At 70.2% G+C, this 11,774-nt stretch carries 11 protein-coding genes; all 11 read right to left on the bottom strand.

The features are described 5' to 3' along the window. Positions 1 to 468, bottom strand: a 468-nt coding sequence (locus IJH84_RS03860; protein WP_295140232.1) for an NADH-quinone oxidoreductase subunit J, incomplete at its 3' end; no start/stop codon positions are given. Next, positions 468 to 1,028 carry an NADH-quinone oxidoreductase subunit NuoI gene (gene nuoI / locus IJH84_RS03855; protein WP_200068961.1) on the bottom strand — a complete coding sequence of 187 codons (561 nt, stop codon included), beginning with the start codon at positions 1,026 to 1,028 and terminating at the stop codon, positions 468 to 470. The genes IJH84_RS03860 and nuoI, both read right to left, overlap by 1 nt. Continuing rightward, a complete protein-coding gene (gene nuoH, locus IJH84_RS03850; protein ID WP_200068960.1) occupies positions 1,021 to 2,310 on the bottom strand; it encodes an NADH-quinone oxidoreductase subunit NuoH in 1,290 nt (429 codons plus the stop codon). The genes nuoI and nuoH overlap by 8 nt, the downstream gene beginning before the upstream one ends. Then, the gene (locus IJH84_RS03845) at positions 2,307 to 4,883 is read right to left on the bottom strand and encodes an NADH-quinone oxidoreductase subunit G (protein ID WP_295140228.1); all 2,577 of its coding nucleotides are present in this window, start codon (positions 4,881 to 4,883) and stop codon (positions 2,307 to 2,309) included. Before IJH84_RS03845 ends, nuoH begins: the two co-directional genes overlap by 4 nt. After that, on the bottom strand, positions 4,880 to 6,199 hold the full coding sequence (gene nuoF, locus IJH84_RS03840; protein WP_295140224.1) for an NADH-quinone oxidoreductase subunit NuoF: 1,320 nt from the start codon (positions 6,197 to 6,199) through the stop codon (positions 4,880 to 4,882). Before nuoF ends, IJH84_RS03845 begins: the two co-directional genes overlap by 4 nt. A gap of 2 nt (positions 6,200 to 6,201) precedes the next feature. Then, the gene (gene nuoE, locus IJH84_RS03835) at positions 6,202 to 6,969 is read right to left on the bottom strand and encodes an NADH-quinone oxidoreductase subunit NuoE (protein ID WP_295140219.1); all 768 of its coding nucleotides are present in this window, start codon (positions 6,967 to 6,969) and stop codon (positions 6,202 to 6,204) included. Further along, entirely contained in the window at positions 6,966 to 8,309 is a 1,344-nt protein-coding gene (locus tag IJH84_RS03830; RefSeq protein ID WP_295140216.1) for an NADH-quinone oxidoreductase subunit D, read from the bottom strand. Before IJH84_RS03830 ends, nuoE begins: the two co-directional genes overlap by 4 nt. A 34-nt stretch (positions 8,310 to 8,343) precedes the next feature. Further along, entirely contained in the window at positions 8,344 to 9,123 is a 780-nt protein-coding gene (locus IJH84_RS03825; protein ID WP_200068955.1) for an NADH-quinone oxidoreductase subunit C, read from the bottom strand. Positions 9,124 to 9,126: 3 nt separating this feature from the next. Beyond that, complete coding sequence (locus IJH84_RS03820) at positions 9,127 to 9,807, bottom strand: NADH-quinone oxidoreductase subunit B family protein (protein ID WP_200068954.1); 681 nt, start codon at positions 9,805 to 9,807, stop codon at positions 9,127 to 9,129. A 64-nt stretch (positions 9,808 to 9,871) separates the two neighbouring features. After that, entirely contained in the window at positions 9,872 to 10,261 is a 390-nt protein-coding gene (locus IJH84_RS03815; RefSeq protein WP_200068953.1) for an NADH-quinone oxidoreductase subunit A, read from the bottom strand. A 158-nt stretch (positions 10,262 to 10,419) separates the two neighbouring features. Further along, positions 10,420 to 11,718: a geranylgeranyl reductase family protein gene (locus IJH84_RS03810; RefSeq protein WP_295140207.1), complete on the bottom strand. Its 1,299-nt coding sequence runs from the start codon at positions 11,716 to 11,718 to the stop codon at positions 10,420 to 10,422. Positions 11,719 to 11,774: the final 56 nt, after the last annotated feature.

The following is an 11,774-nucleotide window of genomic DNA, read 5'->3' as shown; positions in this document are numbered from 1 at the left end:
CGCACCGAGCCCGCCCGCGCCGCCGCCCTGCGGCGACCACGGGTCCAGCGGCGCCGCCACCGGCACGTCGGTCAGCGACCGCGCCAGCCCGGTCACCAGCAGCAGCGCGAAGCCCACCCCGGCCACCGCGGCCGCCAGCCGCTGCCCGCGCAGCACTTCCACCACCGAGTCCGACGAGTCCCGCCCGACCATCATCAGCACGAACAGGAACAGCATCATGATCGCGCCGGTGTAGACGATGATCTGGGTGAACCCGAGGAACTGCGCGCTCTGCGCCATGTAGAGCACCCCGAGGCTGAGCATCGTCAGCACCAGCCACAGCGCCGAGTGCACGGCGTTGCGGGCGAACACCATGCCGAGCGCCCCGACCAGCGACAGCGGGCCGAGGATCCAGAACACCGCGGTCTCACCGGCGCCGACCACGTCCGCGGCCTGCTGCTGGGCGAGCACCGCCGTTGCCGCGAGCATCACCGCCGCGCCTCCTCTTGGCCGGTCTCGACGGTCTCGCCCGACGGCACTCCGGCCTGCCGCGCGAGTTCGGGGCCGCGCACGTAGTAGTCCTGCTCGTCCTCGCCGAGCCGCATCGGGTGCGGCGGCTGCTCCATGCCGGGCAGCAGCGGCGCGAGCAGGTCCTCCTTGGTGTAGATCAGGTTCTGCCGGTTGTCGTCGGCGGTCTCGTACTCGTTGGTCATGGTCAGCGACCGCGTCGGGCACGCCTCGATGCACAGGCCGCAGCCGATGCAGCGCAGGTAGTTGATCTGGTAGTCGGCGCCGAAGCGCTCACCGGGCGAGTACCGCGCGTCGTCGGTGTTGTCCCCGCCCTCGACGAAGATCGCGTCGGCCGGGCAGGCCCAGGCGCACAGTTCGCAGCCCACGCACTTCTCCAGCCCGTCCGGGTGCCGGTTGAGCTGGTGGCGGCCGTGGAACCGGGGCGCGGTGACCTTCTTGACCTCGGGGTACTCCTCGGTGACGACCTTCTTGAACATGGTCGAGAAGGTGACGCCGAAACCTTTCAGCGGATCAAACACTGCCCGCTCCCTCCTTCGAGCCGTCCTCGGCCCCGGACGGCACCTGCCGCCGCCGCGGTGGGGTCGGGGGCACTTGCAGGTCCAGCGGTGGCACCGGGTAGCCGCTGCCGGACAGCGGCGCCGCGGGCTCCTCCGGTTCCGGTTCGCCGCGGCCGGGCAGCAGGAACACGACTGCGGCCAGCGCGACGATCACGACCGCGCCGATGATCAGTGCCGGTGGCGAGGCGAGCAGCTGCTCGTTGCGCAGCGCGCGGATCACGGTGACCACCACGATCCACACCAGGCTCACCGGGACCAGCAGCTTCCAGCCGAGGTTCATGAACTGGTCGTAGCGCAGCCGCGGCAGCGTGCCGCGCAGCCACACGAACACGAACAGGAAGAACAGCGTCTTGCCGAGGAACCACAGCACCGGCCACCAGCCGGTGTTGAGCACCCCGTCGCCGATCAGGCTCAGCGGCCACGGCGCGTGCCAGCCGCCGAGGAACAGCGTGGTGGCCAGCGCCGAGACGGTGACCATGTTGATGTACTCGGCGAGGAAGAACAGCGCGAACTTCAGCGAGGAGTACTCGGTGTGGAACCCGCCGACCAGCTCGGATTCCGCCTCCGGCAGGTCGAACGGGGCGCGGTTGGTCTCGCCGACCATGGACACCGCGTAGACCAGGAAGCTGACCGGCAGCACCAGCGCGAACCAGCCGTTCGTCTGCGCCTCGACGATGCCCGATGTGGACAGCGTGCCCGAGTACATGATCACCGCGACGAACGACAGGCCCATCGCGATCTCGTAGGAGATCACCTGAGCGGCCGAGCGCAACGACCCCAGCAGCGGGTACGGCGAACCGGACGCCCACCCGGCGAGCACGATGCCGTAGACGCCGATGGAGGCCATCGCCAGCACGACCAGCAACCCGACCGGCAGCTCCACCAGCTGCAGCGCGGTGCGCTCCCCGAAGATCGTGACCTCCGGCCCGATCGGCATCACCGAGAACGACACCAGCGCGGGCGCCGCGGAGATCACCGGCGCCAGGAAGTACACCCACTTGTCCGCCAGCACCGGGCGGATGTCCTCCTTGAACGCGAGCTTGAGCCCGTCGGCCAGCGACTGCAGGATGCCGAACGGCCCGGCGCGGTTCGGTCCGGGCCGGTGCTGCATCCGCCCGAGCACGCGGCGCTCGGCCCAGATCGTCAGCAGCGTCATCAGGACCAGGAAGGCGAAGATCGCGACGACCTTGATCAGGACCAGCCAGATCGGGTCGTCGGCGATCAGCTCCGCGGTGTGGGTCATGACCGGCTCCCCTCCGCGTCCGGACCTGCCGGCGCCTGCCCGGTGTGCCCGTTACCGGTGTGCCCGTTGGCCCCGTTGATGCCGTGCCCGGCGACGCTGTCGCCCCCGGCTGGGAACGTGGCGGCGGGCGCGAGCGCGACCGCGGCGCCGTGCCCGACGCCGAGCGCCCGGTTCACCTTCGACGGCCCGGATTCCGACGGCAGCCAGACCACGTCGTCCGGCATCTCGGTGACCTCGGCTTCCAGCGAGATCGCGCCGCGGTCGCCGCGGACCTCGACCTGCTGCCGCGGCCCGAGCCCGAGCCGCCGCGCGGTGCCCGGCGAAAGCATCGCGACCGGGCGGCGCCGGGTGCCCGCGAGGTTCGGTTCCCCGTCCTGCAGCGACCCGTCGTCGAGCAGCAGCCGCCAGGTCGCCAGCAGCGCACGGCCCGGTCCTGGCGGGGACACCGGCCGCACCGGTTCTTCCGGTGGTGCTGCCCGCGGCCGGTCGCTGATCCCGAGCCGGTCGAGCTCGGCGCGGGATGCCGCCGGGGTCTGGGTGAACAGGTCGGCGTCCATCTCCACCGCGAGGGTGTCCAGCACGCGGCAGTCCGGCAGCGCACCGCTGCCTTCGATCGTGACGGCGAACTCGCGGCGGCGGCCTTCCCAGTTCAGGTAGCTGCCGGACTTCTCGACGCTCGGCGCGATCGGCAGCACCACGTCGGCGTGTTCGGTGACGCCGCTGGGTCGCAGTTCCAGGCTCACCACGAACCCGGCGCGCGCCAGGGCTTGGGCGGCCAGTTCCGGATCGGGCAGGTCGTCCGGGTCGACGCCGCCGACCAGCAGCCCGGACAGTTCGCCGCGCGCGGCGGCGGTGAGGATGCCGGTGGTGTCCCGGCCGGGGATGCCGGGCAGGCTCGGCTGTCCCCACTCGCGGGCGAGTTCCACGCAGGAGTTCAGGTCGGTGACGCTGCGCCCGCCGGGCAGCAGGTTCGGCAACGCGCCCGCTTCGACCGCGCCGCGTTCCCCGGCACGCCGCGGGATCCAGGCGATCCCGGCGCCGGTGCGCGCGGCGGTGCGCACGATTTCGGAGTACAGCCCGGGAATCTGCGCGGCGCGCTCACCGACGGCGAGCACCGCGCCGTCCGCGCGCAGCAGTTCGTCCACTTCGGACGGAAGCGCGGCGAGCGCGGCGGCCTCCCCACCGGGCGGGCAAGGCAGCAGCGCACCGGCGTCGATCGGCCCGCCACCGCCCATGATCCGGGTGGTCTTCTCCACCCCGGGCGAGTTCCACTGCCCGAGGTGGAAGACCTTCGTGCTGCCCTTGCGAGCCGCTTTGCGCAGCCGCAGGAACACGATCGGCGATTCCTCCTCCGGCTCGAAGGCCACGCACAGCACCGCGGGCGCGGCCTCCAGGTCCGCGTAGGTCACCGCGCCGGAGCCCGGCCCCATGCCGACCACAGTGGACTCCAGGAACGCCAGCTCCTCGTCCGAGTGCGCCCGCGCACGGGCGTCGATGTCGTTGGTGCGCAACGCGATCCGCGCGAACTTCGAGTAGGCGTAGGCGTCCTCGACGGTCAGCCGCCCGCCCGGCAGCACACCGACGCCGTGTTCGTCGCGCGCGGCGATGAGCCCGTCGGCGGCCGTGCGCAACGCCTCCGTCCACGACGCCGGTCGCAGCGCACCGTTCTCCCGCACCTGCGGCCGCGTGAACCGGTCGGTGGCGGTGGCGTAGCGGAACGCGAACCGGCCCTTGTCGCAGGTCCACTCCTCGTTGACCTCCGGGTCCTCACCCGCGAGCCGGCGCATCACCTTGCCGCGCCGCCAGTCCGTGCGGGTAGCGCAGCCCGAAGAGCAGTGCTCGCACACACCGGGCGTGGACACCAGGTCGAACGGCCGGGACCGGAACCGGTAGGCCGCACTGGTCAACGCGCCCACCGGGCAGATCTGGATGGTGTTGCCGGAGAAGTAGGACTGGAACGGCTGCTGCTCGGCGATCCCGATCTGCTGCACCGCGCCGCGCTCCAGCAGCTCGATGAACGGATCACCCGCGATCTGCTTGGAAAAGCGGGTGCAGCGCTGGCACAGCACGCAACGCTCGCGGTCCAGCAGCACCTGCGCCGAGATCGGCACCGGCTTGGCGAAGGTGCGCTTGGTGTCGTGGAACCGGGATTCCGCGCGCCCGTGCTTGAGCGCCTGGTTCTGCAACGGGCACTCGCCGCCCTTGTCGCAGATCGGGCAGTCCAGCGGGTGGTTGATCAGCAGCAGCTCCATCATGCCCTGCTGCGCCTTGTCCGCCACCGCCGAGCTGCGCTGCGTCTTGACGACCATCCCGTCGGCGACGGTGATGGTGCAGCTGGCCTGCGGCTTGGGCATCGCCCGGCCGTTCATCTCCACCTCGACCAGGCACTGCCTGCACGCGCCCGCGGGATCCAGCAGCGGGTGGTCGCAGAAGCGCGGGATGGTGATGCCCATCCGCTCGGCGGTGCGGATCAGCAGCTCGCCCTTCGGCGCGTCGATCTCGACGCCGTCGATGGTGAGCCGGACGTGCCCCTCCGGGACCGGCTTGCTCTCTCGCTCGGGTGCCACCGTCATCGGGCCGCTCCTGCCAGTGCGGGCTCGCCCGGTTCGGCGCCGGGCCGGTTCTGCTGACACAGCGCGAGGAATTCCTCGCGGAAGTACTTGATGCCGCTGGTGATCGGACTGACCGCGCCGTCGCCGAGCGCGCAGAACGAGCGGCCGAAGATGTTGTCGCAGACGTCGAGCAGCGTCTCGATGTCCTCTTCGGTGCCGTGGCCGCCGACCATCCGCTCCAGCACCTGCGCGAGCCAGAACGTGCCCTCGCGGCAGGGCGTGCACTTGCCGCAGGACTCGCGCTCGTAGAACTGGGTCCACTTCATGACCGCCCACGGCACCGAAACCGTCTCGTTGAACACCATCAGCGCCGTGGTGCCCAGCATCGATCCGGCCTCGGCCGCGCCCTCGAAGTCCAGCGGCACGTCCAGGTGCTCGGCGGTGAACAGCGGTGTCGAGGAACCGCCCGGGGTCCAGAACTTCAGCGGAATCCCGTCTTTCATCCCGCCCGCGAGTTCCAGCAGCTCCCGCAGCGTGGTGCCCAGCGGTGCCTCGTACTGGCCGGGCCGCTCGACGTGGCCGGACAGCGAGAAGATCTTCGGCCCCGGCGACTTCTCCCGCCCCATGGTGCGGAACCAGTCCGAACCGCCGTTGACGATGAACGGCACCGAGGCGATCGTCTCGACGTTGTTCACCGTCGTCGGGCAGGCGTAGAGCCCTGCCGCGGCCGGGAACGGCGGTTTGAGCCGCGGCTGGCCGCGCTTGCCTTCCAGCGAGTCCAGCAGCGCAGTCTCCTCACCGCAGATGTAGGCGCCCGCACCCGCGTGCACGACGATGTCGCAGTCGAAGCCGGAACCGAGGACGTTCTTGCCCAGGTAGCCCGCCTCGTACGCCTCCTGCACCGCGTTGTTCAGCCGCCGGATGCAGTGCAGCGCCTCGCCCCGCACGTAGATCAGGCAGTGGTGCGCGCGCATGGCGTAGCTCGCGATGATGCAGCCCTCGATCAGCGAGTGCGGATCGGCCATCATCAGCGGGATGTCCTTGCAGGTGCCCGGTTCGCCCTCGTCCGCGTTGATCACGAGGTAGTGCGGCTTGACCGGCTCCTTGGGCATGAATCCCCACTTCACGCCCGCCGGGAACCCGGCACCGCCGCGGCCGCGCAGGCCCGCGGTCTTGACCAGCTCGATCAGCTCGTCCGGCTGCGCGGCCAGCGCCTTGCGCAGCGCGGTGTAGCCCTCCAGCCGCTCGTAGGTGCGGATGCTCCACGAGTCCGGCGACAGCCACCGCTTGGTGAGCACCGGGGTCAGCGGGTCCGGCCGGGAGTTCGCGTCGGTCATGGTCACTCCTTCTCCGGCAGCGGCGGGATCGGTGCGTCGTCCGGCATCGCGGGGGAGGTCCATCCGCGCTGCTCGGCCATCCCGGCGCCGCGCAGCGTCTCCGGCGCGGCCGACGGCCCGTCCACTGTGTCGCCGAGGCGAGCGCCCGGCCGGTCGAAGAACCCGGCGAGCTGGCGCTCGGTGGTGCGGAAGTCGGTCAGCGGGGCGCCGCGCGTGGGCGCCGGCTTCTCCCCGCGCTGCAACGCTTTCACCAGTTCCAGCGCGGATTCCGGCTGCTGCTTGTCGTAGTACTCGTAATCGACCTGCAGCACCGGGGCGAGGTCGCAGGCCGCGAGGCATTCCGCGTGCTCCAACGTCAGCGAGCCCTCTTCGCCCGGTGTGCCCGCGGTTTCGTCGTGCCCGACGCCCAAGTGCTCGGAGAGTCCCTTGTAGATCTCGTCGCCGCCGAGCGCCGCGCACAACGTGTTCGTGCAAACGCTGACGATGTGCCGCCCGCACGGCGTGCGCTTGTACATCGTGTAGAAGGTGGCGACCGCGCTGACCTCCGCGGCCGACAGCGCGAGCTGCTCGGCGCAGAACTCGATGCCGTCGTTGCCGACGTGGCCCTGCACCGACTGCACCAGGTGCAGCATCGGCAGCAGCGCCGACCGCGACTCCGGGTAGCGCTCGACGATCTTGCGCGCGTCGGCGCGCACGTCCTCGCCGAACACCTGCTCCCGCGGCGGGGAGATCGTGTGCTCGGTGGTGGTGAAATCGAACTGCTCGGTCATCGGTCCACCCCGCCCATCACCGGATCGATCGAGGCGACCGCCGCGATCACGTCCGCTACCAGGCCGCCCTCGGACATCGCCGGGAACGCCTGGAGGTTCACGAAGCTCGGTTCCCGCACGTGCACCCGCATCGGCCGGGTGCCGCCGTCGGAGACCAGGTGGTAGCCGAGCCCGCCGCGCGGCGACTCCACCGGCGAGTACACCTGCCCCGGCGGCACGTCGAAGCCCTCGGTGACCAGCTTGAAGTGGTGGATCAGGGACTCCATGGACTGGCCCATGATCTTGCGGACGTGCTCCAGCGAGTTGCCCATGCCGTCCGGTCCGATGCTCAGCTTCGCGGGCCAGGCGATCTTCGGGTCCTCGACCATGACCGGGCCGGGCTCGAGCTTGTCCAGGCACTGCCGGACGATCTTCAGCGACTGGTGGATCTCCTCCAGCCGCAGCTGGAACCGCGCGAAGCAGTCCCCGTCGGTGCTGGTCGGCACCTCGAACTCGAAGTCCTCGTAGCCGCAGTACGGCTCGATCTTGCGCAGGTCCCACGCGATGCCCGCGGAACGCAGCATCGGGCCGGTCACGCCGAGCTGCAGCGCACCGTCCAGCGGCAGGTAGCCGACGTCCTGCAGGCGCTGCTTCCAGATCGGCTGGCCGGAGAACAGCTTGTGGTAGTCCGGCAGCCGGGAGTCCATGACCTTGATGAACTCCAGCACCTTCTCCCGGTAGCCCTCCGGCAGGTCCTGGGCGACCCCGCCGGGCCGGATGAAGGCGTGGTTCATCCGCAGGCCGGTGAGGAACTCCAGCAGGTGCAGCACTTCCTCGCGGTCGCGGAAGCCGAAGGTCATGCCGGTGGTGGAACCGAGCTCCATCGCGCCGGTGGCCATGAACACCAGGTGCGAGGAGATCCGGTTCAGCTCCATGAGCATGACCCGGAACGTCTGCGCCCGCGGCGGAGCCTCGATCTCCAGCAGCTTCTCCACGCCGAGGCAGTACGCGGCCTCGTTGTACAGCGGCGCCAGGTAGTCCATCCGCGTCACGAACGTGACGCCCTGGGTCCAGGTGCGGTACTCGGTGTTCTTCTCGATCCCGGTGTGCAGGTAGCCGATCACCGAGCGGGCCTGGGTGACCGTCTCGCCCTCCAGCTCCAGGACCAGGCGCAGCACGCCGTGCGTGGACGGGTGCTGCGGTCCCAGGTTGATGACGACGCGCTCGTCACCGGCCGTCTCGTCCAGGAACTCGTCCCAGTCGCCGCCGGTGACGGTGTAGATACGGCCCTCGGTGGTCTCCCGCGGCGCGGCGGGATCGGTCGGACCGGTGGTGGGATCGGTCAGTGGTTCGGTGGTCATGTTCAGCACCTCTCCGCGTGCTGCCTACCGGTGATCATGTGTAGGCCCGGCGCTGGTCCGGCGGCGGTATTTCGGCGCCGCCCTTGTACTCCACGGGAATCCCGCCCAGCGGGTAGTCCTTGCGCTGCGGGTGCCCGTCCCAGTCGTCCGGCATCAGGATCCGGGTCAGCGCGGGGTGCCCGTCGTAGATCAGGCCGAACATGTCCCACGCTTCCCGCTCCTGGAAATCCGCGGTCGGGTAGACGGAAACGACCGAGGGCAGGTGCGGATCGTCGACGTCCACGGCCACTTCCAGCCGGATGCGGCGGCGGTAGGTCATCGACGTCAGGTGGTAGACCGAGTGCAGCCGCTGCGGCACGTCCGGGCCGTAGTCCACTCCGGACACCGAGCTGCACAGCTCGAACCGCAGGGCTTCGTCGTCGCGCAGCGAGCGGCAGGTTTCCACCAGGTGCTCGCGGTCGATGTAGAAGGTGATCTCCCCGCGGTCCACTGTGGTCTGCTGCACCGCGGACTCGATCCCCTTGTCGCGCAACGCTTCCAGCAGCGCGTCCGCGACGTCGTCGAACCATCCGCCGAACGGCCGCTGAGCCTGCTGCGGGACGTGCGCGGGCAGCTGCAACCCGCCGTAGCCGGAGGTGTCACCGCTGCCCTGCACGCCGAACATGCCCTTGCGGGCGCGTCCGGCCACGACCGGACCCTGCCGGTGCGCGGCGGCGCCTTCACCTTCCCTGGCCGGTTCCAGCCCCTGCCCGGGGCGTTCCGCGCTGGAGCCCTTCTCGCCGGGGTCGGGTGTGGTCCGCTTCGAGTCCGTCATGGCTCACCTGCCCGCCCCGAGCTGCCGCTCGACTTGTTCGCGCTGCGCGCCGGTCTCCACGGCCAGCGCCCCCTCGGAACCCATTTCCTTCTGCTGCGCCCGCTGCTGGCGCTCGGCCCGCTTGCGCTGGGATCGGTTCTTCGGCGCGTAGCGCTCGGAGGAGGCGACGAGTTCGGTGCGCTCGCCGCTGTCCGCGCGGATCGCGGCGCGCTTGGCGTTGATCGGCTCGTCCATGACCTTGGCGTGCAGCTTCAAGATCGCGTCGAGCAGCATCTCCGGGCGCGGCGGGCAGCCCGGCAGGTACATGTCCACCGGCACCACGTGGTCCACGCCCTGCACGACCGCGTAGTTGTTGAACATGCCGCCGGTGGAGGCGCACACGCCCATCGCCAGCACCCAGCGCGGCTCCGGCATCTGGTCGTAGATCTGCCGCAGCACCGGGGCCATCTTGTTGGTCACCCGGCCCGCGACGATCATCAGATCGGCCTGCCGCGGGGTGGCCGAGAAGCGCTCCATGCCGAACCGCGCGACGTCGTAGCGGGACCCGCCGATCGTCATCATCTCGATCGCGCAGCAGGCCAACCCGAAGGTCGCCGGCCACATCGACGTCTTCCGGGTCCAGTTGACGAGCTTTTCGACGTTGGCCAACAGGATGCCGTTGGGCAACTGCTCCTCTAGGCCCATCTCGGCACTTCCTTCCGCTTCGCCATTGAGAACGGTCAGTGCTCGCCCGAGGCCGCGCCGGGCGCTAATTCCAGTCGAGTCCCCCTCGGCGCCACACGTAGGCGTAGGCGAAGCCGACGGTGGCGATGAACAGCACGACCTCGACCACGCCGAACAGGCCGAGGGAGTCCGCGGAGACCGCGAACGGGTAGAGGAAGACCATCTCGATGTCGAACAGGATGAACAGCATCGCCGTGAGGTAGTAGGCGATCGGCATCCGGCCGCCGCCCATCACCGGCTGCGGCGACGGTTCGATCCCGCACTCGTAGGCGTCGAGCTTGGCCTTGTTGTAGCGGCGGGGGCCGACGATCGGGGCGATGGCGACCGAGAACACGGCGAATCCCAGCGCCAGCGCGAACATCAGCACCAGCGGGACGTACGGGTCGAGAACACCCGAAGCACTCGAACCACCCACGGCACTGCCCTCCTTGCGGCCCCCGCCGCGACGAACGTCACGTCTGCGGTTGTCGGTTGCGCACTCTATGCGCTCGCCCGTTTCCGTTTTGCAGTGAGGCGAACCTAACTTTGTGAGTTCTCACACCGTCTGGCGACCATCTGACCAGACGCGGACTCTCAGGCGCTAGGGGTGAGCCGAGTAGTGGCGCTGATCACACGGTCCATCGCGTCGCCGTCGCGTCCGTCGTAGAGATTTGCCAGCAGTTTCAACACGAAACGCATCAACGTGCGGCGCGGCAGACCGTGCTTGGTCGCCATCCGCATCACGGTCGGATTGCCTATCAACTTGCTGAAGATGTTGCCCATCCGGAAGTAGCCGCCCATCGCTTCGGAAACCGCGGCCGGGTACCGGTGCAGCGCGTGCTCCCGCGACGGCCCCGCCGGACGGGCGAACGCCTGCGCCACGCATTCGGCGGCCAGCCGTGCCGACTCCATGGCGTAGGCGATTCCTTCGCCGTTGAACGGGTTGACCATCCCGCCCGCGTCACCGACCAGCAGCAGCCCGTCGCGGTAGTGCGGCTTGCGGTTGAAGCCCATCGGCAGCGCCGCGCCGCCGACCCGGCCGTTGGCGTTCTCGTCCCGGAAACCCCATTCCTCCGGGGTGCCGTCCAGCCACGACTTGAGCAGCTGGCGGTAGTCGGTCTTGCCGTAGGCGCTGGAGGTGGACAGGATGCCCAGCCCCACGTTCACCGTCCCGTCGCCCATCCCGAAGATCCAGCCGTAGCCGGGCAGCAGCTTCGGATCGTCCGGCGCGGAGCGGTCCCACAGCTCCAGGTGCGACTCCATGAAGTCGTCCTTGGTGCGCGGGCTGTCGTAGTAGCGGCGCACCGCCACGCCCATCGGGCGCTGGTCGCTCTTCTCGATGCCCATCGACAGCGCGAGCCGGGCGGAGACGCCGTCGCAACCGACCACGATCGGCGCGCGGTAGGTCACCGGCACCTTCTCGGGGCCGGACTTGGCGGTGACGCCTTCGACGCGGCCGGTGCGCTCGTTGCGCACGGCCCCGGTCACGCTGGTCTGCTGCACCATGCGGGCACCCGCTTGCTGGGCGCCGCGGGCGAGCAGGTCGTCGAAGTCGTTGCGCGGGCGGACCACCCCGTAGGGCGGGAACTCCGCCAGCTCCGGCCAGTCCAGTTCGAGCGTGACACCGCCGCCGACGACCCGAAGTCCCCTGTTGTGCAGCCAGCCCGCCTCCTCGCGGGTGTCCACCCCGAGGTCGATGAGCTGCTTGACGCCGCGCGGCGTGATGCCGTCGCCGCAGACCTTCTCGCGGGGGAAGACGCTCTTCTCCAGCAGCAGGACGTCCAGGCCCGACCGGGCCAGGTACGTCGCCGCGGTCGCTCCGGCCGGTCCGGCGCCGACGACGATGACGTCGGCGTCGTCGTTCGGGCCGCGTCGACTGGGGGCGCTGGTCATGACACTCCTTGATCGCCGTGCTCGGTGCGCGCCGCGGCGGGGCCCGGCCCGGGCGG

Source organism: Saccharopolyspora sp., from assembly GCF_017434145.1.
In the GTDB taxonomy this organism is placed as follows: Bacteria; Actinomycetota; Actinomycetes; order Mycobacteriales; family Pseudonocardiaceae; genus Saccharopolyspora_C; species Saccharopolyspora_C galaxeae.
Note: the sequence above shows the minus strand (reverse complement) of the source record. Positions and strands in the feature narration are given on the sequence as shown.